Source organism: Acidovorax sp. 35-64-16, assembly GCF_002281195.1.
In the GTDB taxonomy this organism is placed as follows: domain Bacteria; phylum Pseudomonadota; class Gammaproteobacteria; order Burkholderiales; family Burkholderiaceae_C; genus Acidovorax; species Acidovorax defluvii.
This window is the reverse complement of sequence record NZ_NCFM01000043.1, coordinates 1-24,128: the sequence shown is the minus strand read 5'-3', so window position 1 is coordinate 24,128 and position 24,128 is coordinate 1. Positions and strand designations below refer to the sequence as shown.

General features: G+C 64.8%; 22 protein-coding genes and 2 pseudogenes. 4 read left to right on the top strand and 20 right to left on the bottom strand.

The window, feature by feature from the left end; all coding sequences use genetic code 11:
* On the bottom strand, positions 1–177 hold a 177-nt coding region (locus tag B7Y64_RS17035; RefSeq protein ID WP_291329466.1), incomplete at its 3' end, for a DUF4372 domain-containing protein.
* Positions 178–346: 169 nt separating this feature from the next.
* Complete coding sequence (locus tag B7Y64_RS17030; RefSeq protein WP_024812990.1) at positions 347–1,270, bottom strand: LysR family transcriptional regulator; 924 nt, start codon at positions 1,268–1,270, stop codon at positions 347–349.
* A gap of 182 nt (positions 1,271–1,452) precedes the next feature.
* On the opposite strand from B7Y64_RS17030, the gene B7Y64_RS17025 reads away from it, so the two are divergent.
* The 3 genes from B7Y64_RS17025 to B7Y64_RS17015 are packed head-to-tail and all read left to right on the top strand — an operon-like array spanning position 1,453 to position 4,370.
* The gene (locus B7Y64_RS17025; RefSeq protein ID WP_024812991.1) at positions 1,453–2,010 is read left to right on the top strand and encodes a TRAP transporter small permease; all 558 of its coding nucleotides are present in this window, start codon (positions 1,453–1,455) and stop codon (positions 2,008–2,010) included.
* Positions 2,007–3,305: a TRAP transporter large permease gene (locus B7Y64_RS17020; RefSeq protein ID WP_291326199.1), complete on the top strand. Its 1,299-nt coding sequence runs from the start codon at positions 2,007–2,009 to the stop codon at positions 3,303–3,305. The genes B7Y64_RS17025 and B7Y64_RS17020 overlap by 4 nt, the downstream gene beginning before the upstream one ends.
* A gap of 27 nt (positions 3,306–3,332) precedes the next feature.
* Positions 3,333–4,370 carry a DctP family TRAP transporter solute-binding subunit gene (locus tag B7Y64_RS17015; RefSeq protein ID WP_291326201.1) on the top strand — a complete coding sequence of 346 codons (1,038 nt, stop codon included), beginning with the start codon at positions 3,333–3,335 and terminating at the stop codon, positions 4,368–4,370.
* A gap of 34 nt (positions 4,371–4,404) precedes the next feature.
* Here B7Y64_RS17015 and B7Y64_RS17010 read toward each other — a convergent pair whose 3' ends face one another.
* From B7Y64_RS17010 to B7Y64_RS16995, 4 genes and pseudogenes are all read right to left on the bottom strand, one after another.
* Positions 4,405–5,487, bottom strand: coding sequence for a PIN domain-containing protein (locus B7Y64_RS17010; RefSeq protein ID WP_366444465.1), 1,083 nt, complete (start codon positions 5,485–5,487; stop codon positions 4,405–4,407).
* Positions 5,461–5,766, bottom strand: a pseudogene (locus B7Y64_RS17005) (nucleotide pyrophosphohydrolase); the annotation flags it as partial. The pseudogene B7Y64_RS17005 and the gene B7Y64_RS17010, both read right to left, overlap by 27 nt.
* A gap of 83 nt (positions 5,767–5,849) precedes the next feature.
* Positions 5,850–6,782: a 2-hydroxyacid dehydrogenase gene (locus tag B7Y64_RS17000; RefSeq protein WP_291326203.1), complete on the bottom strand. Its 933-nt coding sequence runs from the start codon at positions 6,780–6,782 to the stop codon at positions 5,850–5,852.
* A gap of 19 nt (positions 6,783–6,801) precedes the next feature.
* Positions 6,802–8,619 carry an ABC transporter ATP-binding protein/permease gene (locus B7Y64_RS16995; RefSeq protein ID WP_291329464.1) on the bottom strand — a complete coding sequence of 606 codons (1,818 nt, stop codon included), beginning with the start codon at positions 8,617–8,619 and terminating at the stop codon, positions 6,802–6,804.
* A 40-nt stretch (positions 8,620–8,659) separates the two neighbouring features.
* Between B7Y64_RS16995 and B7Y64_RS16990 the strand changes: the two genes are divergently transcribed.
* Complete coding sequence (locus B7Y64_RS16990) at positions 8,660–9,073, top strand: acyl-CoA thioesterase (RefSeq protein ID WP_024812997.1); 414 nt, start codon at positions 8,660–8,662, stop codon at positions 9,071–9,073.
* A 54-nt stretch (positions 9,074–9,127) separates the two neighbouring features.
* Here B7Y64_RS16990 and B7Y64_RS16985 read toward each other — a convergent pair whose 3' ends face one another.
* The 14 genes and pseudogenes from B7Y64_RS16985 to B7Y64_RS16920 form a co-directional block, all read right to left on the bottom strand.
* Entirely contained in the window at positions 9,128–9,685 is a 558-nt protein-coding gene (locus B7Y64_RS16985) for a polymer-forming cytoskeletal protein (protein ID WP_024812998.1), read from the bottom strand.
* A gap of 137 nt (positions 9,686–9,822) precedes the next feature.
* A complete protein-coding gene (locus tag B7Y64_RS16980; protein WP_024812999.1) occupies positions 9,823–10,305 on the bottom strand; it encodes a thioesterase family protein in 483 nt (160 codons plus the stop codon).
* A gap of 174 nt (positions 10,306–10,479) precedes the next feature.
* Entirely contained in the window at positions 10,480–11,256 is a 777-nt protein-coding gene (locus tag B7Y64_RS16975; RefSeq protein WP_024813000.1) for an enoyl-CoA hydratase, read from the bottom strand.
* Positions 11,257–11,329: 73 nt separating this feature from the next.
* A complete protein-coding gene (locus B7Y64_RS16970; protein ID WP_024813001.1) occupies positions 11,330–12,157 on the bottom strand; it encodes a thioesterase family protein in 828 nt (275 codons plus the stop codon).
* A 27-nt stretch (positions 12,158–12,184) separates the two neighbouring features.
* Positions 12,185–13,075 (bottom strand): alpha/beta fold hydrolase, encoded by an 891-nt coding sequence (locus tag B7Y64_RS16965; protein ID WP_291329461.1) that lies wholly within the window; start codon positions 13,073–13,075, stop codon positions 12,185–12,187.
* Between the two features lie 323 nt (positions 13,076–13,398).
* Entirely contained in the window at positions 13,399–14,598 is a 1,200-nt protein-coding gene (locus tag B7Y64_RS16960; protein ID WP_291329459.1) for an acetyl-CoA C-acyltransferase, read from the bottom strand.
* Between the two features lie 12 nt (positions 14,599–14,610).
* A complete protein-coding gene (locus tag B7Y64_RS16955; RefSeq protein WP_024813004.1) occupies positions 14,611–15,120 on the bottom strand; it encodes a DUF4442 domain-containing protein in 510 nt (169 codons plus the stop codon).
* An 8-nt stretch (positions 15,121–15,128) separates the two neighbouring features.
* Positions 15,129–17,555 carry a 3-hydroxyacyl-CoA dehydrogenase/enoyl-CoA hydratase family protein gene (locus B7Y64_RS16950; protein ID WP_291329457.1) on the bottom strand — a complete coding sequence of 809 codons (2,427 nt, stop codon included), beginning with the start codon at positions 17,553–17,555 and terminating at the stop codon, positions 15,129–15,131.
* A gap of 56 nt (positions 17,556–17,611) precedes the next feature.
* Positions 17,612–18,046, bottom strand: coding sequence for a DUF2147 domain-containing protein (locus tag B7Y64_RS16945; protein WP_291329455.1), 435 nt, complete (start codon positions 18,044–18,046; stop codon positions 17,612–17,614).
* Between the two features lie 151 nt (positions 18,047–18,197).
* Positions 18,198–19,994 carry an acyl-CoA dehydrogenase C-terminal domain-containing protein gene (locus tag B7Y64_RS16940; RefSeq protein ID WP_291329454.1) on the bottom strand — a complete coding sequence of 599 codons (1,797 nt, stop codon included), beginning with the start codon at positions 19,992–19,994 and terminating at the stop codon, positions 18,198–18,200.
* A 4-nt stretch (positions 19,995–19,998) separates the two neighbouring features.
* A complete protein-coding gene (locus B7Y64_RS16935; RefSeq protein ID WP_024813008.1) occupies positions 19,999–20,703 on the bottom strand; it encodes a TetR/AcrR family transcriptional regulator in 705 nt (234 codons plus the stop codon).
* Between the two features lie 144 nt (positions 20,704–20,847).
* A pseudogene (gene slmA / locus B7Y64_RS16930) lies at positions 20,848–21,486 on the bottom strand (nucleoid occlusion factor SlmA); the annotation flags it as partial.
* Positions 21,487–21,669: 183 nt separating this feature from the next.
* Positions 21,670–23,133 carry a sensor histidine kinase gene (locus B7Y64_RS16925; RefSeq protein WP_291325490.1) on the bottom strand — a complete coding sequence of 488 codons (1,464 nt, stop codon included), beginning with the start codon at positions 23,131–23,133 and terminating at the stop codon, positions 21,670–21,672.
* A gap of 38 nt (positions 23,134–23,171) precedes the next feature.
* Entirely contained in the window at positions 23,172–23,864 is a 693-nt protein-coding gene (locus B7Y64_RS16920; protein ID WP_024813011.1) for a response regulator transcription factor, read from the bottom strand.
* Between the last annotated feature and the right edge of the window lie 264 nt (positions 23,865–24,128).

Sequence of the window (24,128 nt, the reverse complement as noted above, 5' to 3'; positions counted from 1 at the left end):
GATGTCGCGCAGCGATTCGCGCCATGTGAGCTGGGAGAACGCCATGACACGAAACAGGTCTGCGCATCCCAGGGTGCGAACACCTGCATCGCCATCGTGGCGGTCGATGATGCGCGAGAAGGTCTTCCAAGGCACGAACTCCATTACCTGTGCGAACAGCGTCTTGCCCACATTCATGCGCCACTCCGGGTTGTTGAAACCCGCGAGCATCGCAAATGAGCTAAACGAAATTCAAATCGTGGACACCCATGAATCCTCTGAAACCCGCTTCAATACTGGCGTTGCCGCCCTTCAGCATCAAATAAGCCGGACACTACTGAGTTTATATCCGCATTCACCTTGGGCATCAGCCCAAACCCTGCAAATACGCCCATAAAGCTTGCGCCGTGCCTTTGGGGGCCTCTTTTGCGCTGGGTTTTTCACGGTAGGCGCGGACATCCATCACGATCTGCAAGCCCGTGTGGTCCGGGGGTTCCGCGCTTACCAGCTTGCGCGCGCGCACGTCTTTTTTAACGGCGCTGTGCGGAAGAAACGCCACGCCATGGCCTTCCAGTGCCATGGCCTTGAGGCCTTCGGCCATGTCGGTTTCATAGACCCGCTCCAGATGGATGGCGGTGCCCGACTCTTTGAGGATGAGCTCGGTCATGCGCCCCAGATAGGCACCTGGCGCATAGCCCAGATAAGGCAGCGGCTGGCCGACACGGCCGGGCAGTCGGAACAGGGGCTGTCCGTCGGCATCGGCCTTGCTGTAAGGCGAAAGCACCTCCTGGCCCAGGCTCACCATCTCATAGCGGTCGGCATCCAGCTGAAAAGGCTGCGACGAATGGTGGTAGGCAATCATCAGGTCGCACCCTCCCTCCACCAGGCGCATCACCGCATCGTGCACATTGAGCGCGATGAGGCGGCTTTTGAAGGGACCAAATTTCTCGTGCAGGCTCGAGACCCACGCCGGAAAGAAAGTGAATGCCAGCGTGTGCGGCACCGCGAACTCGATCATGTCTTTGCCCGCGCTGGTGTGCGTGCGCAGCATGGCACGCGTGTTCTGCATGGCCTGCAGCATTTCCAGCGCCTGGTCGTACAGCGTCTTGCCCGCCGGGGTCAGGCGCGTGGGGTAGGAACTGCGATCGACCAGATCGGTCCCTGCCCACGCCTCCAGCGCCTGGATGCGGCGCGAAAAAGCCGGTTGCGTTACATGCCTCAACTGGGCGGACCGGCTAAAGCTGCGGGTCTCCGCCAGGCTGACAAAATCCTCAAGCCACTTGGTTTCCATCGCCGCATTATCCGCGCGCACCGATGGCACCGACGGCACTGCCCGAAGGTGTGCATGCATATCAACACACCCCATAATAGGTGGCCGCGCCCACAGCGCGCGCCGTCCAGGCCCCTGGTGCACAACACCGCCGGGCAGAGCGACAGCATTCGCCATGTTTGTTTCCCCGAGACTCTGCCCCCATGCCACCCTCCTCCCCTCCCGGGCCGACGGCTTCTGCCCCTGCGTCCCCGGCGCCTGAAGACAACGCCCCCCGCTCGCTGCGCATCGAAGACTGGCTCACGGTGATCGTGATGGCGGCGCTGGCCCTCATCACCTTCGCCAACGTGCTGGTGCGCTACTTCACCAATTCCTCGTTTGCCTGGACCGAAGAGATTTCGGTCTTTCTGATGATCGTGCTGGCGCTGGTGGCCGGCTCTGCCGCCGTGGCACGCGACCAGCACATCCGCATCGAGTACTTTGCCGAAGGCGGCTCTGATGCCCGCCGCAAGCTGCTGGCGCAATGTGGCGCGCTGCTGGTGGCCCTGCTGTTCGCCTTGATTGCCGTGCTCAGCGTGCGCATGGTGTGGGACGACTACCGCTTTGGCGAAACCTCGCCCGGCATCGGCCTGCCGCAGTGGTGGTATTCGATCTGGCTGCCCGTGATTTCAGCGCTGATCGCCGCGCGCGCCATCGGCCTGTTCGTCCGGCGCAGCCGCCAGGCACCGCCCGCAGACCACCACGGAGACTTCCAGGCATGATCGCCACCCTGCTGTTCGTGGCCTTTTTGGCCATGATGTTGATGGGCGTGCCCATCGGCGCCGCGCTCGGCCTGGCCGGTGCCGCCGCCATCGCGCTGGCCAATGCCGACAGCCAGTGGTTCGGTCTGCTGGCCGTGCCGCAAAACTTTTATGCCGGGCTGGGCAAATACCCGCTGCTGGCGATTCCGATGTTTGTGCTGGTGGGCTCCATCTTCGACCGCTCGGGCGTCGCGCTGCGCCTCGTCAACTTCGCCGTGGCCATGGTCGGGCGCGGCCCCGGCATGCTGCCGCTGGTGGCCATTGCCGTGGCCATGTTCCTGGGCGGCATCTCGGGCTCGGGCCCGGCCAACGCAGCTGCCGTGGGCGGGGTGATGATTGCGGCCATGTCGCGCGCGGGCTACCCGCCCTCGTTCTCGGCCAGCGTGGTGGGGGCCGCAGCGGCCACCGACATCCTGATCCCGCCCTCGGTCGCCTTCATCATCTACTCGGTGCTGGTGCCCGGTGCCTCGGTGCCTGCGCTGTTTGCGGCGGGCATGATCCCCGGCATCCTGGCCGGCTTTGCACTGATCGTTCCCGCCGTGTGGATGGCGCGCCGGCACAAGATGGGCCATCTGGAAGCCACCATGCCGCGCCCACCGTTCTGGAAAAGCCTGCGCGAAGCCCTGTGGGGCCTGGCCGCGCCGGTGCTGATTCTGGGCGGCATGCGTGCGGGCTGGTTCACACCCACCGAGGCCGCCGTGGTGGCGGTTTTCTACGGCCTGTTCGTAGGCATGGTGGTCCACCGCACCATCTCTGTGCGCGACCTGTTCCCCATCCTGCGTGAATCGGGCGAGCTGTCGGCAGTGATCCTGCTCGTGGTGTCGCTGGCCGGCATTTTTGCCTATTCACTGTCCACCCTGGGCGTGATCGACCCCGTGGCCAACGCCATCGTGAACTCGGGCCTGGGCGAATACGGCGTGCTGGCACTGCTGATCGTGCTGCTGGTCACCGTGGGCATGTTCCTCGACGGCATTTCGATCTTTTTGATCTTCGTGCCGCTGCTGCTGCCCATCATGCAGCACTACCAGTGGGACCCGGTATGGTTCGGTGTGATCCTCACGCTCAAGGTCGCTTTAGGCCAGTTCACACCACCGCTGGCCGTGAACCTGATGGTGTCGTGCCGCATCGCCGGCGTGCGCATGGAATCCACCGTGCGCTGGGTCGGCTGGATGCTGCTGGCCATGTTCCTGGTGATGGTGGCCGTGATCGCTTTCCCCCAACTCGCCCTGTGGCTGCCCGCCAAAATGGGCTACTGATTGATTTCTAACAAGGAGACTGACCCGATGAAACTGCGTACCTTCCTCACTTCCGCCGTGGCTGCCGCCGCCGCCCTCGCCTTCACCGCCCCTGCCGCCCTGGCGCAAACCGCGTACAAGAGCGAATACCGCATGTCGCTGGTGCTGGGCACCGCTTTCCCCTGGGGCAAGGGCGGCGAGCTGTGGGCCAACAAGGTGCGCGAGCGCACCAATGGCCGCATCAACATCAAGCTGTACCCCGGCGTCTCGCTGATCCAGGGCGACCAGACGCGTGAATTTTCTGCGCTGCGCCAGGGCGTGATCGACATGGCGGTGGGTTCGACCATCAACTGGTCGCCCCAGGTCAAGCAGCTCAACCTGTTCTCGCTGCCCTTCCTGATGCCCGACTACGCCGCTGCAGACGCACTCACCCAGGGTGACGTGGGCAAGAGCCTGTTCCAGACCCTGGACAAGGCGGGCGTGGTGCCGCTGGCCTGGGGCGAAAACGGATACCGCGAAATCTCCAACTCCAAGAAGGCCATCAAGTCACCCGAAGACCTCAAGGGCATGAAGATCCGCGTGGTGGGCTCGCCGCTGTTCCTGGACACCTTCACCGCCCTGGGCGCCAACCCCACACAGATGAGCTGGGCCGACGCCCAGCCCGCCATGGCCAGCAGCGCCGTGGACGGGCAAGAAAACCCGCTGTCGGTCTACATGGCCGCCAAGCTCTATACCGTGGCGCAAAAGCACCTGACGCTGTGGGGCTACATGAATGATCCGCTGATCTTTGTGGTCAACAAGGACATCTGGAACAGCTGGACCCCCGCCGACCGCGAGATCGTGAAGCAGGCGGCGATCGACGCCGGCAAGGAGCAGATCGCCATTGCGCGCAAGGGCGTGATCGAAGCCGACAAGCCGCTGCTCAAAGAGATCGCCAGCCACGGCGTGACCGTGACGCAACTGAGCCCCGCCGAGCGCGAAGCCTTCGTGAAGGCCACGCGCCCCGTGGTCGAGAAGTGGAAGGGTCAGATCGGTGCCGACCTGGTGAACATGGCCGAGAAGGCGATTGCGGCGCGCAAGAAGTAACGCTATAAAAACAAGAGCTGTCAGCGCTTATCCATCAAGCGCTGGCAGCTCTTTTTGCTTTCAACCCTGGATAGGTGACGCCCTTGCCGTCAGGCGAGAGCGCCACCTGTTGGCGCGCCTGCAGCAAGGCGCAGACCTGCCGGGCCATAGAGTGCGGGTCGCCCGCCTTGGCCGCGTGCGTTTCGATGAACTTGAGCAGACCCGTGACGCGCGTGGGTTTGTTCTTGGGCATCTTCTGCAAGCTGGCGAGTACCGCTTGCGCCACCTTGGCCGCCGTGGGCTTGGGGGCGGCAACCTTGGACACTGCAGGATCAGCCGCCTTCTTGGCAGGCGCTGGCGCGCGTTCAGGCGATGGATAACTCACCACGTCCTTCTTCACAGTGACCCGTTTGAGCGCCTGCAACTGCGCTAGCGCATGGGCAACGCGCAGCGACTGCCCGCTGGTCTCACCCAGGTGATTCTGCAACAGGGCCACAAACATGTCCTTGCGCGTCGGACGCTCGGACACCGCCAAACCATCCAGAAGTTTCAGCAGTTGCTGCATATCTTGGCGCGTGGCTTTGGTGCTGACCGGTGCTGCTTTGGTGGCGGCTTTCTTCTTGTCTAGCTTCACCTCCGCTACCGGCGCGGGTGGTGGCACGACCGGCGCGGCCGGCTGCGGTGCGAGCGGCTGCTTCGCGGCCTTGTGGTGGGTGCAGCGACGGGCATCAAACCCCAGCTCGCGCGCATGCTCCAGCATCGGGTCGTAGCCCTGGTCGTTTGCGATGACGACGAAACGGGCATTGGGCTGGCGTGCCGCGATGTAGCCCACGTAATAGCTGAGCTGAAAATCCAGTGCATTCCTGCCAGTACCAGAGCGAGGCACCTGGGTGACGCTCTCGCCAAAGGCCTGCCGGTGGCCGGTGTCGTCCACTTTCTGGTGAGGTCCATGAAACAGCCACACATCGCTGCCCTCGGGCACAAGCGCCTGAAGCGCATGTCCGGTCGGCTGCACATTTTCCCAATCGACCAGCAGATGCACCTTGGACGCTGCGGGCCCCGACTCGGGCGTGGGCGCAGGCGCGGCGGGCGGCGGTTCGGGGTGCTTGGCCGGGTACTTCTGGGCGTTCTTGCGCAGCTTGCGCTCCACCGCCTGTTCCACGTCCACATCGGTGTGGTCGGCCAGTTGCAGCAGGTACAGCAGCACGTCGGCAATCTCATCGGCCACGCGCTCCTTGTCGGGCGCGTTGCGCGTGAAGCCGCGCGATTCGGTGAGGGTCTGCCACTGGAACAGCTCCAGCAGCTCCGCCGCCTCCACCATCAGCGCCATCGCCAGGTTCTTGGGCGCGTGGTAGGGCTGCCAATCGCGCGCAGCGGCGAATTCGCGCAGGCGGGTTTGCAGTGCCTTGATGTCCATGTGCCGCCCTCCGATGCTCATTTTTTCATAGCTTCTTGCGCTTATTCCATAAGCGCTAGAGGCCGATTGAGCTCAAAATCGAATTAGATCGGCGACACCATGGGCTGCCCTGCGAAGTGGCGCGTGGCGTTCGCGATGAAGCGGTCCACCGAGTTCTGCACCGCCTCGGGCGACCAGCCTGCAACATGCGGCGTGAGCACCACGTTGGACAGAGCGATGAGTTCGGCGGGCGGTGCGGGCTCGCTCTCGTACACGTCGAGGCCTGCACCGGCGATGGCGTGGGTGCGCAGCGCCCGGGCTAGCGCGGCGGTGTCCACCACGCTGCCACGCGCGATATTGACCAGCCAGCCGTGTTCGCCCAGCGCCTGCAAAATGTCTGCATCGACCAGGTGGCGCGTGCCCGGCCCGCCGGGGGTGGCGATGACGAGCACATCGCACCACGCGGCCAGGGCCTGCAGGCTGTCGAAGTAGCGATAGGGCAGGTCGCCCTTGGGGCTGCGGTTGCAGTAGCCCACCTCCATCTCAAAGCCCAGGGCGCGCTGCGCGATCTTGCGGCCGATGGTGCCCAGGCCCAGGATGCCCAGGCGCTTGTGCGAGACGTTGGGCGGCAGCGGCAGCGCGGTGCGCCACACACCTTCGCGGGTGCGCGCATCGAGCTGCACGATGCCGCGCACGGTGGCAATGAGTAGCCCGAAAGCGTGGTCGGCCACGCAGTCGTCGTTGGTACCCGCGCCGTTGGCCAGGGCGATGCCACATCCCCGGGCGTGAGCCAGGTCGATGTTCTCGTAGCCCGCACCCAGTGCGCAAACCAGTTGCAGCTGCGGCAGCGCATCCATCTGCGCGGCCGACAGGCCGATGGAGCCGATGGTGAGCACGGCCTGCACACGGGCGCCGTGGCGGGCGATGGCTTCAAAAGCCTGGGCAGGTTCGGGCGCGTAGAGGAGCTCGAAGGACTGTGCGATCTGCGCGCGGTGCCCGTCGGTGAGCACGGTGATGGCCAAAAGGACAGGTTTCATAGGAGGGTTTTTATAAGAATCACGCCGACGGATCGCTTTGCTGCAGCGCCCACATGCTGGCATAACGCCCGCCCAGCGCGAGCAACTCACTGTGCGTGCCGCGCTCGACGATCTGGCCGGCGTCCATCACCAGGATCTGGTGCGCATCGACCACGGTGGACAGGCGGTGGGCGATGAGCAGCGTGGTGCGGTTGCGCGCGGCGCTTTGCAGCTCGGCCTGGATGGCGCGCTCGTTGGCCGAATCGAGTGCCGATGTGGCCTCGTCAAAAATCAGCACGGGCGGGTTTTTCAGCAGCGTGCGTGCAATGGCCACGCGCTGCTTCTCGCCGCCTGAAAGCTTGAGGCCGCGCTCACCCACCATCGTGGCGTAGCCCTTGGGCGTGGAGGTGATGAAGTCGTGGATGCGGGCTGCGCGGGCGGCGTCCTCGATTTCGGCCTGGCTCGCGCCCGGGCGGCCGTAGGCGATGTTGTAGGCCACGGTGTCGTTGAAAAGCACGGTGTCCTGCGGCACGATGCCGACGCACGAGCGCAGGCTGGCCTGCGTCACGTCGCGGATTTCCTGCCCCGCCATGGTGATGCGGCCCTGCTGGATGTCATAGAACCGAAACAGCAGCCGCGCCAGCGTGGACTTGCCCGAGCCCGAGGGACCCACCACGGCCACCGTCTTGCCTGCGGGAATCTCGAAGCTGATGCCCTTGAGGATGGGCCGCGCCGGGTCGTAGGCAAATTGCACATTCTCAAAACGCACCGTGGGCTGGGCCAGCCCCACCAGCGGCTGCGCGCCGGGGGCATCGGCCACCTCGCGCTCGCGGTCCATGAGGGTGAACATCTTGTCCAGGTCGGTCAGGCTCTGCTTGATCTCGCGGTAAATCACACCCAGAAAGCTCAGCGGAATGTAGAGCTGGATCATGAAGGCGTTGACCATGACCAGGTCGCCCAGCGTCATGCGGCCATCGACAACGCCCTGCGTGGCGCGCCAGAGCATGGCCACCAGGCCCGTGGCAATGATGAGCTGCTGGCCCGTGTTGAGCAGCGAGAGCGAGCTTTGCGCCTTCAGGCGTGCGGCGCGCAGGCGCTGAAGGCTTTCGTCGTAGCGGCGGGCCTCGAAGCCTTCGTTGTTGAAATACTTGACGGTTTCGTAATTGAGCAGCGAATCCACCGCCTTGCTGTGCGCAGCCGAATCAAACTCGTTGGCCTCCCGACGAAACTTGGTGCGCCACTCGGTCAGCAGCACCGTGAAGGTGATGTAGCAGGCCAGCGCGGCCAGCGTGATCCAGGCAAACCAGGCGTCAAACTTGACCGCCAGCACCGTCAGCACCATGGCCACTTCGATCAGGGTGGCGCCAATGTTGAACAGTGTGAACGAGATCAGCGACTCGATGCCGCGCACGCCGCGCTCGATGTCGCGCGTCATGCCGCCGGTCTGGCGCTCCAGGTGAAAGCGCAGGCTTAAAGCGTGCAGGTGTTCAAAAGTTTGCAGCGCAATCGAGCGCGCCGCGCCCTGCGTGGCCTTGGAAAACACCAGTTCGCGCAGCTCGGTGAACAGCGAGGTGGACAGGCGCAAAAGCCCGTAGGCCAGCAGCAGCCCCGCCGGCACCACCAGCACGGCAACGGGGTCGCCGGGCTTGATCGTCATGGCATCGACCAGGTTTTTGAGCAGCACCGGCACGCCCACGTTGGCAACCTTGGCGCCCACCATGAACACGATGGCCAGCACAACGCGCCACTTGTATTGCCACAAATAGGGCAGAAGGCGGGAAAGCGTGGCCCAGTCAGAGCGCTTTTGCGCGGGATTGGTGGCAGAGGGGGGAGGAGAAGGCTCGCCGTAGTGGCGCATGAAGGACAATTCCGATAGTTGTTTTACCGAGATTGTGCCTATGACCGACTTGCCCGTCCTTGCCGCGCCCGCGTTGCCCTCCAGCCATGAACTTGTTCTGAAGGTCATACCCATGCCTGCCGACAGCAACGCCAACGGCGACATCTTCGGCGGCTGGGTGATGGCGCAGGTCGATCTGGCCGGTTCGGTGCTGCCCGCGCGCTACATCAAGGGCCGCATGGCCACCGTGGCCGTGAACGAGTTCATCTTCAAGCAACCGGTGCGGGTGGGAGACATCCTGTCGTTCTTCGCCGCCGTCACGCGCATTGGCCGCACATCCATCACGGTGGAAGTCGAGGTGTATGCTGAGCGGTTCTCGGACCAGGGCAAATACCTGAAAGTGACCGAAGCGCGCCTGACCTATGTGGCCATCGACGCCGATGGCCGGCCGCGCCCGGTGCCGGTGCATTCCTGAGCGCGTTGCGCCCATGCCATGGGCGCAGGCTCAGCCCCGATCGGGCGCTTCGCTTCAGGCCAGCGCCACCGCAGGCACCGGCACCTCCACGGACCGCGCTGCGGCCGCCGGGCGGGCACTGGCGCTGGTGCCCACACCCACCGCGATTTCGCCCGACAACTGGCCGCCCTCTTCCACCACCAGCTTGCCATAGCGGATTTTCCCGCTGACCCGGCCGGTGCCAAAGATCACCAGCTTGTCGCGCACGGTGAGCGTGCCATTGAATTCACCACGGATTTCGGCGATATCGATGTCGGCCGAACCACGAAACGCGCCCTGCTCGGCAATCTGGATGACCCGCGAGTCCATGGTGGCTTCCACCGTGCCTTCCACCACCAGGGTGTCGCAATCGGTGATCTCGACCCCCTTGAGCTTGATGTTGGGGCCCACAGTGAGCTTGCTGCCACTGTTTTCTGCTGGTGCCTTGGCCGCTGCTGCGGTCGCAGTGGCGGCGCTGGTGCTGGCGCTAGTGGGGGCCACACTGTTCACACTGCTGCTGGGGGTGACCGTTGTGTGGCGGGGCTGAAAAGTTTCGGGTTCGCGTTTGCCAAAAAAAGGGTTCTGCACGGCCATCGGATCTCCTTGAAAAGAAGGGATCGTAGGAGCGCAGGGGCATTTCAACCTGCCGTCTCACGCAAGTTCGGTAACCAAATCGTTCGATGGTTGCATGCACTTGCACCACTTGCATGGGCACACCCGCTGCGGCCGGTTCAGGACACGATGTAGGCTGCGGCGCCCGCCGACATGAGCACGCCGTCGGGCCCGAAAAACTCCATGCGCGTGGTGGCCACGCGCGAGCCCAGGCGCAGCACCTCGGCGCGCAGCTCGAAATGGCTGCCAATGCCAGGCCGCAGATAGTCCACGCGCAAGTCGATGGTGCCCAGCCGGGCAAAGCGGTGCAGGCGCTGCTCGGGCGTCTCGTCCATGTGGCGCGCGCCAATGGCAGCCATCACGGCCAGACCGCCCATGGCATCGAGCCCCGCGCTGATCACACCACCATGAATGCGGTTGTAGGCATAGTGCCCCACCAGCTCGGGCTTCATGTCGATGCGGGCCACCACACGCTCGGGCGCCAGGCTCACCACCTTCAGGCCCAGCACATGGTTGAAAACAATCTTTTCCTCAAAGATGGTTTTCACTCCGGCAATGAACTCCGGCTCAAACTCGACGGGCGGTATCACGGTTTTTGTCATGGGGTCCTTGGGGCAGCAGGTGCGCGGGGCTTGGCGCCCTCATGCACAATGCTACTTTATTAATAGCTATAAACCAATGCGCAATAAGCGCTTGACGCTATTTTCATTCACATCAACGCCCACGATCAGGCACCAGTGCACACGGCCCGAGGCAGCCCTCAGACCGCGCGGACTTCAGCAATTGCTGAAGTCGGGCTTGCGTTTCGCCATGAACGCGCCAAAGGCTTCGCGGGCTGCGGGCTCGCGCAGCATGCGGCCAAAGCTGGCGCCTTCTTCGGCCATCACGGCTTGCACCTGCGGGGCCTGGCCCTTTTTCATGAGGCGTTTGGTTTCGATCAGTGCCGACAGCGGCTTGGCGGCCAGCTTGCGCGCCTGCGTCTGGGCCACGCCATTGCATTCGGTGGGCGGCACCACGCGGTTGACCAGGCCCACTTCCAGCGCCGCCTCGGCCATGAAGGGCTCGCCCAGCAGCAGGGCTTCGGCGGCGCGGTGGTAGCCCATCATTTGCGGCACCAGCAGGCTCGATGCGGCTTCGGGGCACAGGCCCAGGTTAACGAAGGGCATGGAGAACGCTGCGTTGTCGCCCGCATAGACCAGATCACAGTGGAACAGCATGGTGGTGCCAATGCCTACCGCAGGGCCGCACACTGCCGCAATCACCGGCTTGGGAAAAGCCGCCAGGCCGCGCAAGAAGCGGAACACCGGCGAATCCTGGGTAGCGGGCGGCTGCTGCAGAAAGTCGCCAATGTCGTTGCCGGCGCTGAAAACCGCCACATCGCCCTGGAACACCACCGCGCGCACGCTGGCGTCGGCTTCGGCGGCGGCCAGCGCATCGGCCATGGCGGCATACATGCGGGTCGTGATGGAGTTTTTCTTGTCCACGCGGTTGAAGGTGATGGTGGTCACGCCCGCTTCGGTGTGCACGAGGATGTCTTGGGTGGCTTCGGTCATGGTGGTCATTTTGTGAGGTCTGAGGGGGACGTGATGACAGGCAGGGCCTTGTTGCGGCAAGGTGGCCCGCCCTTCATTCCTTGTAATAAACGATCTGGTGGCTGGTGGCCAGCATGGTGCCCGCCTCGTTCCACAGCTGCACGGTCTGGTCAAAAAACCCGTTGCGAAACTCTTGCCCGCGCGCCTGACCCAGCAGGTAGCCCATGCCGGTCTCCTGCAACTGTGCCGCACTCGCATGGAAATACACCGTGATCGACACGGTGCCCGCCGGCACCCGGTGCGCGCGGCGCAACCAGACGCGGGGAAAGAACACGTCGGCCAGCGCCGCCAGCGCGCAAAAATCAAGCGGGCGCGGGGGCGCATCGCGCATCCACAGCTGGGTCAGGCTGTGGTCGCCGCTGCCGTCCCAGGCGCGCGGCAGCGTCCCGGTGACGGGCCGCATCTCGTAGCGGCTGAGCCACTCCGAGCCAAAGCCCGGGGGAATGGCGGGCAGATCGGCCGGCTGCGGCACGCCGGGCATGGGCACGTCGCCCGCGCTCCAGGTATCGCGGCGCACGGCCGTCACTGCGGTGGCCGTGGTGGTGACCACCTGGGCGCCCTCGGCGTCGGCCTGCAGGATCGACAGCGTCCAGTGTTGGGTTGAGCGGTTGGTGCGCACCGGCGTTGCCTGCACCGTGAAGGGCCCGGCCACCAGGGCGCCCGCATAGTTGACGGTGAGCGACAGCGGATCACCCAGGCGCTGGGGGTGCTGCATCACGGCCTGCAGCAGCGTGGCCGCCGTCACGCCGCCAAAGGGGCCCACCATGTTCCAGTAACCGGGATGGGTCTGGCCCGTGTACTGGCCGGGCGACGAAGACGTCAGCGCAAGCGCCTCGTCCAATGGATGGATGGATGAAGTCATGCCGCAAGTGTGCCGCGAAATGGGGCGCTAAAGCGTCGTACCGGCGACTGGTGTGCCCACCGCCGCACCGCCACCCAGCTGGGCCAGCGCCGCCACCGCGCGCGGCCACAGGCTCTGGCGGAACTGGTCGCGAAAAAACCCGAAATGCCCGATGTGCCGCACTTTGAGCTCTGCCGGGGAGATGCTCTCCACCCGGCGCTCGGTGTTGGCATACAGGTTGACGAGGTTGTGCGTGCCGCGCAGCGTCATCAGCTCATCGTCGGCCATCGACAAGGCCAGCACCGGAAACCGCACCGCGCCATAGCGCCGTGCCACGTCAGGCCCCTCGGCCCCCACGCTATAGGCCGGGTGCAGGCACCAGCGGCGCCACTGCAGGATCACCCCGGCCGGCAGGTCGCCCACCTTCTTGAGCGCACGCCCCGGGAAATACCCGCACAGCCGCGTAGCCAGCGGCACCAGCACCCACCAGAAATACGGAACGACGCGCCGGAGCTTCGGCGCGTTATCGCGCCAGTAGCCACTGCCCGCCGCCACGCTGAGCAGGCCATCGACCTGCCCGGGCTTCCTGAGCAGGCCCGGCAGTTGCGCGCCCAGGCTATGGCCCAGCAGGTACAAGGGCTGCATGGGCAGCGCGGCCTTGGCCGCAGAGATCACCGCCTCGTAGTCCTGCGCCCAGTCAAACAGATCGGCATTCACATCGCGCATGGCCCCGTGCAGCGAATCGCCATGGCCCCGGTAGTCAAACGTGGTGACCCGAAACCCCTGCTGCGCCATCCAGCGTGCAAAGGCCTCGTAAAACGACTGCCGCACGCCCATGGCCCCGCCAATGACGACACTGGCACGGGCAGCGCCTGCGGGTTCGTACACGCGCAGTGCCAGGACTACGGCGCCGTTCACCTGCAAGGTTTGCTTGTTCATGTCTGTCTCCTGGCTCAACACCGATCTGTGCCGGTTTGAAATGAAAACACCTGCCACGCCCTGGAACCGGACTTCGACAACCGGAACGGTGGCGGAGGCAGCGCCCTGGCATCGACAAGCTCAGCCCGAACAGTCGGGGGCGCACTGAGCTGCCAAACCCGACCTGCCTATCCCTGCTCATGCCCCCAACCCCCCATCAAGGGCGTAGCGAGCGGGATGAGCTGCTAGGCGGACGGAGCGGAGCCACCGGAACGTACTTGCGGTACGTGAGGATGGCGAGCACCGCCCAACGACGCAGATCGCCCGCTCGGTAGCCAGTCAACTCAAACAGATTCGAAGATGCCGGCGGCGCCTTGTCCCATGCCTACACACATGGTCACCATGCCGTACTTGAGCTTGTTGCGCTTCAATGCATGCACCACCGTCGCCGACCGGATGGCACCGGTAGCCCCCAGCGGATGCCCCAGCGCAATCGCGCCGCCCATCGGGTTGACCTTGGACGCATCCAGCCCCAGCGTGTTCATCACCGCCAGCGACTGCGCGGCAAACGCTTCGTTCAGCTCGAACCAGTCGATGTCCTGGTGCTTGAGGCCGGCATAGCGCAGCGCCGCAGGGATCGCCTCGATGGGGCCAATGCCCATGATGTGCGGTGGCACGCCCTTGGCGGCGTAGCTCACAAAACGCGCCAGCGGCGTGAGGCCAAAGCGCTTCACCGCCGATTCGCTGGCCAGGATCAGGGCCCCTGCGCCATCGCTGGTCTGCGAGCTGTTGCCCGCCGTGACAGAGCCGCGTGCCGCAAACACGGTGCGCAGCTTGGCCAGGCCTTCCAGCGACGTGTCAGCGCGCGCGCCTTCGTCCAGGCTCACGGTGCGGGTGCGGGCGATGGATTCACCGGTTTCCAGGTTGGCCGTGCGGTCGGTCACTTCGATGGGCGTGATCTCGTCGGCAAAGTAACCGGCCTTTTGCGCGGCCAGGGCTTTCAGGTGCGACTGCAGCGCAAATTCGTCCTGCGCTTCGCGGCTGACCTTCCACTGCTGGGCCACCTTCTCGGCCGTGAGGCCCATGCCGTAGGCAATACCCACGTCGCCTTCGCGCTCAAAAATGGTGGGCGACAGGCTGGGCGAGTTGCCCATCATGGGCACCATGCTCATGCTTTCCACACCGGCGGCGATCATGACTTCGGCCTCGCCCACGCGGATGCGGTCGGCCGCCATCTGCACGGCCGACAGGCCCGATGCGCAAAAGCGGTTCACGGTGATGCCGCCCACGCTGGTGGGCAGGCACGCCAGCACGGCGCCAATGCGCGCCACGTTCAGACCCTGCTGCGCCTCGGGGATGGCGCAGCCGCAAATGATGTCTTCAATCGCTGCGGGGTCGAGACCGGGCGCGGCTGCCAGCGCTGCCTTGAGCGTGGTGGCCAGCAGGTCATCGGGGCGCATATTGCGAAAGAAGCCGCGGTGCGAGCGCCCGATGGGCGTGCGCGTAGCCGCGACGATGTAGGCTTCCTGGACTTGTTTGGCCATGGTGAAACTCCTTCAATTCTTGGCGGGGCGGCTGGATGGAACCCAGGCCCACGTAAATGCACATTCGACCGGCTCCACGCCGGTTTCGTCGGTCACGGTGACCTTGACTTGAACCTCGCCCTTGTCGCTGGCCTGCATGGCCGCACGCTGCTCTGCAGTGAGCGTGGCCACGGCCTTGAGCGCACCGGTGGCGCGCTTTTTGAACGCCATGCTCAACTCTTTGGCCAGCGGCAGACAGTCGTCGCGCACGTTCATGCCCACCGCCATGCCCGTGGCCGTTTCGGCCAGCAGGTTCATGGCGGAGGCATGCACGCTGCCGATGTGGTTGCGCACACGGTGCTCGTTGGCCAGGCGCACTTCCACCCGCTCGGGCGTCAGCGACACAAACTGCACCCCGGCCGTGCCGGTAAACGGCACGGCGCGGCGCAAGATGATGTTCTGCACAAAGCCCCGCATGAAAGCGGGGGCCTCGTCCAGGCGCATCAGCGAGCGCTGCAGTTTGTTGGGGGCGTGTTCGCTCATGCGGGCGGTCAGTTGCGTACGGGCTTGCCGGTGGACAACATGCCCAGGATGCGCTCTTGCGTCTTGGGGTGCTCGATGAGCGCGCAGAACGCCTTGCGCTCCAGTGCCATCAGGTATTCCTCGCTCACCAGCGTGCCCGCGTCCACGTCGCCGCCACACACCACGTTGGCAATCAGGCTGGCGATATGGAAGTCGTGCGCGCTGATGAAGCCGCCGTCGCGCATGTTGACCAGCGAGCCCTTGATGGTGGCAATGCCACTGCGGCCCGCCACCGGGAACAGGCGCTTGTGCGGGGCACGCCAGCCACCGTTGGCCATGGCCTTGGCTTCGTTGATGGCCACATACAGCAGCTCGTCCTTGTGCGGCACGATCACATCGCTGTGCAGCACATAGCCCAGCTTGCGCGATTCGAGGGCGCTGGTGCCCACCTTGGCCATGGCGGCAGCGGTGAAACCTTCGGTCAGGAACGGCAGGATGTCCTTGCCGGTCGATGCCTCGGCGTTCTCGGCCGCGCGGCGGGCGATGTAGGTCAGGCCGCCAGCGCCGGGCACCAGGCCCACGCCAACCTCGACGAGGCCGATGTAGCTTTCCATGTGCACCACGCGGCGTGCCGAATGCACGGCCAGCTCGCAGCCGCCGCCCAGGGCCATGCCACGGATGGCAGAGACCACGGGCACATTGGCGTAGCGCAGGCGCAGCATGGTCTGCTGCATTTCGTGCTCTGCGCCCTCGACCGCGCTGACACCGGCAACCATGAAGGCCGGCAGCATGGCCTGCAGGTCGGCGCCCACGCTGAACGGCTCGTTGCCCGACCAGACGACCACACCCCGGAAATCCTTCTCGGCCATTTCCACGGCCAGGTTCAGGCCCTCGCACACGTCGGGGCTGATGGCGTGCATCTTGGTCTTGATGCTGGCAATCAGCACCTCGTCATCGAGCGTCCACAGGCGGATGGCGTCGTCTTCGTGCAGCGTCTTGCCGGCGGTCTTGAAGTCGGGCAGCGATTCGCCCAACAGCTTTTCAGGGAAATGCTGCTTTGCGTAGACAGGCAAAGCGCGACGCGCTATGAATTTGTTAGCGGATGCGCTCCACGAGCCTTGCGCGGTGTGCACGCCACCGGCCTCGGCCACGGGGCCCTTGAAGACCCACTCGGGCAGCGGCGCCTTGCTCAATGCCTTGCCGGCGTCGATGTCTTCCTGGATCATCTTCGCTACGTCCAGCCAGCCGGCTTCCTGCCACAGCTCGAAAGGGCCCTGCTTCATGCCAAAGCCCCAGCGCAGGCACAAGTCCACGTCGCGCGCGTTGTCGGCAATGGTGCCCAGGTGCACAGCAGCATAGTGGAAGCTGTTGCGCAGGATGGCCCAGAGGAACTGCCCCTGCGCGCCTTCAGCGTTGCGCAGCAGTTTCAGGCGCTCGGCAGCGGGTTTTTTCAGCATGCGGCCATACACCTCGTCGGCCTTCTGGCCGCCGGGCACGTACTCTTCGGCCTCTAGGTCAAAGCGCAGCACATCGCGGCCCACCTTTTTGTAGAAACCGGCCTTGGTCTTCTGGCCCAGGTTGCCCAGCTCCAGCAGCTTTTTCAGCACGGCGGGCGTTTCAAAGCTGCCGTAGAACGGATCGCTTTGTTCGTTGAGGTTGTCCTGCAGCGTTCTGATGACGTGGGCCATGGTGTCCAGGCCCACCACGTCGGCGGTGCGGAAGGTGCCGCTGCTGGCGCGACCGAGCTTCTTGCCCGTGAGGTCGTCCACCACGTCAAAGGTCAGGCCGAAGTTCTCGACTTCCTTCATGGTGGCCAGCATGCCGGCAATGCCGACGCGGTTGGCGATGAAATTGGGCGTGTCGTGCGCGCGCACCACGCCCTTGCCCAGGCCGCTGGTCACAAAGGCTTCGAGCTGGTCGAGCACCTCGGGGGCAGTGGTGGGGGTGTTGATCAGCTCCACCAGCGTCATGTAGCGCGGTGGGTTGAAGAAGTGGATGCCGCAAAAGCGCGGCTTGATGCTCTCGGGCAGCGCCTCGCTGAGCTTGGTGATCGACAGGCCCGAGGTGTTGGACGCCACGATGGCGTGCGGTGCAACAAACGGAGCGATCTTGGTGTACAGATCGAGCTTCCAGTCCATGCGCTCGGCGATGGCCTCGATGATGAGGTCACAGTCGCGCAACTGCTCCAGGTGCTCTTCGTAGTTGGCCTGCTGGATCAGCGCGGCGTCGTCGGCCACGCCCAGCGGCGCGGGCTTGAGCTTCTTGAGGTTGTCGATGGCGCGCGTGACGATACCGTTCTTGGCACCTTCCTTGGCGGGCAGGTCGAACAGCACCACGGGCACCTTGACGTTGACCAGGTGCGCAGCAATCTGCGCGCCCATCACGCCTGCGCCGAGGACGGCGACTTTCTTCACTTGAAAACGAGCCGTAGCGCGAGTTTCGATAAATCGGGACATGTCTTTTGTTCCTTGTTGTGGCGTTGCCGCGCCGTGCGCGGGCAACGCAGTGGCCGTTACTGGACCCGGACCCAGGTCTGCGTGCGGCCGAATGGCCCGATGGAGCCGCGCACTTCGAGCTTTTTGCCGCCCTCGACGGGTGTCATGCGCAGCGTGTAGTTGCGGCCGTTCTCGGGGTCGAGAATCTTGCCGCCCTCCCACACATCCTTGCCTTCGGCCTTTTTGGCGCCCCGGATGATTTCCATGCCCACGAGCGGCTTGTCCTTGCGGTCGTCGCTGCATTCCTTGCACAGGTCGTCGGGCTTGGCGTCTTTGGCCAGGCGCTTTTCGAGCACACCGGTCAGCGCACCTGCGTTATCGCGGATGCGGATTTCGGCCTTGGCCTCGCCGGTCTTGTCGTCGATGTTGCGCCACAGACCCTCGGGTGTCATCTGGGCCCATGCAGGCACCGAAAACGCTACAATAATAATAGCTGCTACCGCTTTATACATAAGGGCTCCAGTACTAAAAGGCTTGAAATTCGTGCTGGCGGGGATTCATCCGGCTTTGCATTCAACCGGATAACCAGCCGGGGTGCCGAAGGCCATGCGCTAGCACGGTGCGGCGCCCCAACGGCGTTACCCGTTTGACGGCAACACCGTATCAGGCCAGGGCCAGGTCGGTGTCCATGAGCACCTTGCTGCCGGCACGCGCCGTGCGCATGAGCGTGGCGGTCTCGGGGAACAGCTTGGCAAAGTAGAAACGTGCCGTCTGCAGCTTGGCGCCGTAGAACGGGTCGGTATTGCCGGCGGCGATTTCGCGCAGTGCCACCTGGGCCATGCGGGCAAACAGGTAGCCAAACACCAGGTGGCCTGCCACGCGCAGGTAGTCCACGGCAGCAGCGCCCACTTCGTCGGGGTTTTGCAGGCCCTTGAAACCGATCTCGGTGGTGAACTTGGTCATCTGGTCGCCCAGGTAGGCCACGGGGTTGATGAACTCGGCCATCTTTTCGTTCACGCCTTCTTCTTCCACCAGCTTGCCAATCAGCTTGCCCAGCTTTTTGAGCGTGGCGCCGTTGTTGCCCAGGATCTTGCGGCCCAGCAGATCGAGCGACTGCACGGTGTTCGTGCCTTCGTAGATCATGTTGATGCGGTTGTCGCGCACGTACTGCTCCATGCCCCATTCCTTGATGAAGCCATGGCCGCCGTAGACCTGCATGCAGGCGTTGGTGGCGGTGTGCCCGTTGTCGGTGATGAAGGCCTTGACGATGGGCGTGAGCAGCGCCACGAGTTCTTCGGATTCGGCACGCACCTTTGCATCGGGGTGGCTGTGCGCCTTGTCCAGCAGCAGCGTGCAGTAGATCTGCAGGGCGCGGGCGCCTTCGGCGTAGGCCTTGGCGGTGAGCAGCATCTTGCGCACATCCGGGTGCACGATGATGGGGTCAGCGTCCTTGTCCTTGGCCTTGGTGCCCGACAGGCTGCGCATCTGGATGCGGTCCTTGGCGTAGGCCAGCGCGTTCTGGAAGGCCACTTCGGTCAGGCCCAGCGACTGGTTGCCCACGCCCAGGCGGGCGGCGTTCATCATCACAAACATGGCGGCCAGGCCCTTGTGCGGCTGACCCACCAGGGTGCCGATGGCGCCGTCGATGGCGATCTGTGCCGTGGCGTTGCCGTGGATGCCCATCTTGTGCTCCAGGCCCGAGCAGTAGATGGGGTTGCGCTCACCCAACGAGCCGTCGGGCTTGACGTTGAACTTGGGCACGACGAACAGGCTGATGCCCTTGCTACCCTTGGGCGCATCGGGCAGGCGGGCCAGCACCAGGTGCACGATGTTGGCGGCCATGGCGTGCTCGCCCGCAGAGATGAAGATCTTGTTGCCGGTGATCTTGTAGGTGCCATCGGCCAGGGGTTCGGCCTTGGTGCGCAACATGCCCAGATCGGTGCCGCAATGGGGTTCGGTCAGGCACATGGTGCCGGTCCACTCACCGCTGGTCAGCTTGGGCAGGTACAGGGCCTTTTGCTCGTCGGTGCCGTGCGCGTGCAGGGCTTCGTAGGCACCGTGGCTCAGGCCGGGGTACATGGTCCAGGCCTGGTTGGCCGAGTTCATCATTTCGTACAGGCACTGGTTCAGCACAAAGGGCAGGCCCTGGCCACCGTAGGCGGCGTCGCAGGAGAGCGCCGCCCAGCCACCTTCGACGAACTTGTCGTAGGCTTCCTTGAAACCCGTGGGGGTCTTGACCTCGTGGGTGACTTTGTCCAGCGTGCAGCCTTCTGTGTCGCCACTGATGTTCAGCGGGAAGATCACTTCGGAGGCGAACTTGCCTGCCTCTTCGATCACGGCGTTGATCGTGTCCACATCCACCTCGGCATGCTGGGGCATGGCCTTGAACTCGTCGGTGACCTTGAAGACTTCGTGCATGACGAATTGCATGTCGCGCAGGGGCGGCGTGTAGGTAGGCATGGGGTTACTCCTTGATGGTTTGGGTGGAAAGGGTGAGGGCCTTTGCCGCAGCCGGTTGGCTGCAGCGGGCCAGAATGTTGTTGAACCCCGTGATGGCCCGATCGATGGACCCGGGGGTTTGCAGAAAACGCGCTTCGTAGTGCAGTGCCAGGATGAGACCGTGGATTTCAAAAAGCATCTGCTCGGGGCTGACCTCGTCGCGCAGCTGGCCCAGCTCTTTGCAATGCTCGATGGCGCGCTTCATGGCGGCGTGCCAGGTCATGACCGAGCTGACCAGCGCATCGCGCACCAGGCCTGTGCGGTCGCCAAACTCGATGGCGCCGCTGATGTAGATGCAGCCCGAGTCGATTTCGATCGAGGTGCGCTTCATCCAGTTGTCAAACATGGCCCGCAAACGGGCGACGCCGCGCGGTGAGCTCATGGCCGGATAGAACACTTCCTGCTCGAACCGGTTGTGGTACTCACGGATGACCGAGATCTGCAGCTCTTCGCGCGAGCCAAAGTGGGCAAACACGCCCGACTTGCTCATGCCCGTGACATCGGCCAGCGCGCCAATCGACAGCCCTTCCAGCCCAATGTGCGTTGCCAGACCCAGGGCGGCATCCACAATGACGGCCTTGGTTTGCTGGCCTTTTTGCAACGCGCGGCCCGTGCCGCTGGTAGCGCGCGGGATACGGGTGACTTGGCGAGATGGGGTAGGTGAAGGCATGCGCAAAAATAAAACGAACGTTCGTGCTATTTTGCAGTATTTTTGAACCGGTGCCCAAAGTCCCCCAAACAATTTGGGTCTTATCGCACCGGGCGTTGTTCGCACGCCACCGCCATGCTGCGGGCGGCCGGGCTGCTGGCGGCAGCGCTCGGTTGGCAATCGCCGAAAACCCGAACGTGCGTAGCGCTGCAACCGGCCCTGCGCAAAGGCCGTGAGCACACTGGCGGCTACCTGGGCGTCCACCGTGGGCGTGGAGGAGCTTGCCGCGCCTGCTGCTGCGCGCAGGCACTGGCGCAGCGAGGATTCGATGCGCTCGAAAAACTGGTTCATGCGCTGCTGAAGGCGTTCGTGCTCCAGCACCAGCGCATCGCCCACCATCACGCGCACCAGGCCCGGATTGCGCTCACCAAACTGCAGCAGCAGCGCCACCACGCGCGCTGCCTGGTGGGCGCCGCCCTCGGCAGGTTGCGCGGCATCGGCCGGGTCGCGCCCGACAATCTGCGTCACCCGCGTGAACACGGCCTGCTCGATGAAATCGATCAACCCCTCGAACATCTGGGCCTTGCTGGCGAAGTGGCGGTACAGGGCTGCCTCGCTTACCGACAGGCGCGCGGCCAGCGCCGCCGTGGTGATGCGCTCGGCCCCGGGCTGCTCCAGCATCTCGGCCAGCGCCTGCAGGATCTGCATGCGCCGCTCGCCGGGCTTGGGCCGCTTGCGCGCCACTGGGCTGTCGCCCACATCGGCAGTGGTGACTGGCTCGGGGATGGGCAAAAGTTCAGACATGCTGGTGGGGAGGAATGGAAACACTGATCCCAAGAAAACCGCACGGCCAAGGCTTGCTGGACGGGCAGTGAGCGCTTTTGGCGATCTTGGGCAGGGCGTAAATCATGTATGAAAATGATTCTCGCACAGCCCTTCGGCACCCCCGGCACGCGTCTGGCGCGCGTCTAGCCCGGTGGCTCTGGCTCAGGCAACCGGCGGCTCGGGCGGGAACACCACAGCCACCACCAGCCCGCGACCCTGGCTGCCAGCCCCCAGTGTGAGTGCGGCGTGGTGCACGCGGGCAATTTCGTCGGCAATGGCCAGCCCCAGGCCAGTGCCCTCGCCCACCGTGCCGGGAACCCGATAAAAGCGCTGCGTCACGCGCCCGCGCTCGGCATCAGGGACACCGGGGCCATCGTCTTCGACCTGCAAAAACACCCGGGGAGGGTTCATGGCGTTGCGCCGCACACCGCAGCGAATGGTGACCACCCCGCCAGCGGGCGTGTACTTGATGGCGTTGTCCACCAGATTGGAAAGCAATTCACGCAGCAGCCAGCCATGACCGGTGACCCGCACCGACTGCACATCAAGCCCCAGGTCGAGCCCCTTGCCCGTGGCGGCATCCAGAAAGGTTTCGAGCAGGGATTCGCACAAATCCTTCAAATCCACACGCTGGGAAGGCTGGGCATCCAGGCTGCGCGCGTCGGCGCGCGACAGCGCCAGCAACTGGTGCGCCAGCTGCGAGGTGCGCCGGGTGGCGTTGCGCAGCTTTTCGATTTCATCGACTCCTAAAACAATAGCGCCTTGCGCTTTCTGTTGTTGGGCTAGAGGGTGTTTTTTATCAAAATTCAGCGACAACGGCGCAGGCACCGAGGCGCGCGCCATCAGGGCCCATGCCTCCACTTGGGCCTGCAGGCCGGCCAGCGGCGTGCGCAACTGGTGGGCCGCATCGGCCACAAAGCGGCGCTGCCCCTCTGCCTGCGCGTTCACCAGGGCAAACAGGCGGTTGAGCGAGTGCACCAAAGGGCGCACCTCGGAGGGCGATGCGGCTTCGTCGATCGGGCTCAGATCGCGGGGGGAGCGACGCTCCACGGCATCCGCCAGGTCCACCAGCGGCTTGAAGGCCCGGCGCACCGCCCAGTGAATGGCCAGCCCCGCCGCCGTCACCAGCACCAGGTTGGGCAACAGCACCCGCATCAGCAACTGCTGCGCCCATTGCTGGCGCGGATCCGACCCATCGGCCAGCGCCACCACCAGCTCGCCGGCGCCCGTGCGCCCGCGCTGCACCGCCACCCGGTAGGTGACGCCGCCATACTCCATGCTGTGAAACTCGGGTGCCTGCGTGGTGGGCACGCCGCCATGCACCCAGCCATCTCCCAGCAGCAGCCGGCCCGTGGTATCGCGCACGCTGTAAGCCGCATAGCCCGCGTTCTGGCGCAGGAAATCTTCTACCGGCGGTGCCAGCAGCAGCAAGGGCGGTTCGCGGTCGAGGAAAGGCGGGGCCAGCACGGAATCGGCCAGGGCCGGCAGCAGGCGCAGCAGGCGCAGATCGTGCCGCCCCGCGGCTTCGTCCGCCGAGCGGTAGTCGAGCCAGACGCCCACCGTGGCCAGCGCCATCAGGGGCAGCACCAGCAGCATCAGCAGGCGGTTGCGCAGATCGGAGGTCATCGCGCGAAGTCGGGGCCGCTGCATGGTGGTGCCCGGGTTTACTGCGCTTGCAATTCCAGCCGGTAGCCAAAGCCGCGAATCGAGCGCAGGGCCACGCCATGGGGCTCCAGCTTGCCGCGCAGCCGCGACACATACACCTCGACAGCGTTGGGCGTGATTTCCTTGTCCCAGCCGGTCAGCGCCTGCAGCAGCTTGTCTTTGCTGGCCGGTTTGGGGGCGTGGATCAGCAGGTATTCCAGCACCGTCCATTCGCGCGGGCCGAGATCAATCACCTGCTCGGTGTCGTTCGACCGGATGCTCGCGCGGCGCCCCGCCGTGTCGAGCTCGAGCGGGCCAAAACTCAGCACCGCCGTGGTGGCCGCCTGCGAGCGCCGCAACAACGCGCGCAACCGCGCCAACAGCTCGGGCAACTCGAAGGGCTTGACCATGTAGTCGTCAGCGCCCAGGTCCAGCCCCTGCACTCGGTCGTGCAAGGCATCACGGGCCGTGAGAATCAGCACCGGCATGGCGGGGCTGGCCATGCCGGGGCGGCGCAGGCGGCGCGTGAGCTCGAGCCCATCCATGGCAGGCAGGCCAATGTCGATGATGGCTGCATCAAACGACTCGGTGCGCAGCACTTCTTCAGCGCGCTCGCCACTGCCCACCCAATCGACGGCATAACCCGCATCGGTAAGCCCCAGCTTGATGCCGCTGGCCACCATGACGTCGTCTTCGACCAGCAACAAGCGCATGTCAGTGCCGCCCTGCGCCAGGGGTGGCTCGCAGTTGCTGGTACGAACGAGCGTCCCCCACCTGGCCGTGGCCCGTGACACTGGCGCGGCCGAGGCCAGCAGCCGACGCGCAAGGGCCGCCCCGCCGCGCTGGCGGCGTCCCCCTTGGGGGGGATGGCGCGAAGGGACTTGTATCTTCCTTTCGACCATCGCGGTAAAGTTTGACGGCCTTTAAGGCAGCCAGACCGGTCCGTGCAGTTTGGTAGCGACTGGGGTTTTCAAGCC

Coding starts and splice junctions, on each gene's coding strand:
- B7Y64_RS17030 (WP_024812990.1), bottom strand. CDS start 1,270: ATGGAAACCAAGTGGCTTGAGGATTTTGTCAGCCTGGCGGAGACCCGC.
- B7Y64_RS16950 (WP_291329457.1), bottom strand. CDS start 17,555: ATGTCCCGATTTATCGAAACTCGCGCTACGGCTCGTTTTCAAGTGAAG.
- B7Y64_RS16965 (WP_291329461.1), bottom strand. CDS start 13,075: ATGAACAAGCAAACCTTGCAGGTGAACGGCGCCGTAGTCCTGGCACTG.
- B7Y64_RS16960 (WP_291329459.1), bottom strand. CDS start 14,598: ATGGCCAAACAAGTCCAGGAAGCCTACATCGTCGCGGCTACGCGCACG.
- B7Y64_RS17025 (WP_024812991.1), top strand. CDS start 1,453: ATGCCACCCTCCTCCCCTCCCGGGCCGACGGCTTCTGCCCCTGCGTCC.
- B7Y64_RS16980 (WP_024812999.1), bottom strand. CDS start 10,305: ATGACAAAAACCGTGATACCGCCCGTCGAGTTTGAGCCGGAGTTCATT.
- B7Y64_RS17020 (WP_291326199.1), top strand. CDS start 2,007: ATGATCGCCACCCTGCTGTTCGTGGCCTTTTTGGCCATGATGTTGATG.
- B7Y64_RS16955 (WP_024813004.1), bottom strand. CDS start 15,120: ATGAGCGAACACGCCCCCAACAAACTGCAGCGCTCGCTGATGCGCCTG.
- B7Y64_RS16920 (WP_024813011.1), bottom strand. CDS start 23,864: ATGCGCTTGTTGCTGGTCGAAGACGACGTCATGGTGGCCAGCGGCATC.
- B7Y64_RS16940 (WP_291329454.1), bottom strand. CDS start 19,994: ATGCCTACCTACACGCCGCCCCTGCGCGACATGCAATTCGTCATGCAC.
- B7Y64_RS16945 (WP_291329455.1), bottom strand. CDS start 18,046: ATGTATAAAGCGGTAGCAGCTATTATTATTGTAGCGTTTTCGGTGCCT.
- B7Y64_RS16995 (WP_291329464.1), bottom strand. CDS start 8,619: ATGCGCCACTACGGCGAGCCTTCTCCTCCCCCCTCTGCCACCAATCCC.
- B7Y64_RS16935 (WP_024813008.1), bottom strand. CDS start 20,703: ATGCCTTCACCTACCCCATCTCGCCAAGTCACCCGTATCCCGCGCGCT.
- B7Y64_RS16975 (WP_024813000.1), bottom strand. CDS start 11,256: ATGACCGAAGCCACCCAAGACATCCTCGTGCACACCGAAGCGGGCGTG.
- B7Y64_RS16970 (WP_024813001.1), bottom strand. CDS start 12,157: ATGACTTCATCCATCCATCCATTGGACGAGGCGCTTGCGCTGACGTCT.
- B7Y64_RS16985 (WP_024812998.1), bottom strand. CDS start 9,685: ATGGCCGTGCAGAACCCTTTTTTTGGCAAACGCGAACCCGAAACTTTT.
- B7Y64_RS16990 (WP_024812997.1), top strand. CDS start 8,660: ATGACCGACTTGCCCGTCCTTGCCGCGCCCGCGTTGCCCTCCAGCCAT.
- B7Y64_RS16925 (WP_291325490.1), bottom strand. CDS start 23,133: ATGACCTCCGATCTGCGCAACCGCCTGCTGATGCTGCTGGTGCTGCCC.
- B7Y64_RS17000 (WP_291326203.1), bottom strand. CDS start 6,782: ATGAAACCTGTCCTTTTGGCCATCACCGTGCTCACCGACGGGCACCGC.
- B7Y64_RS17015 (WP_291326201.1), top strand. CDS start 3,333: ATGAAACTGCGTACCTTCCTCACTTCCGCCGTGGCTGCCGCCGCCGCC.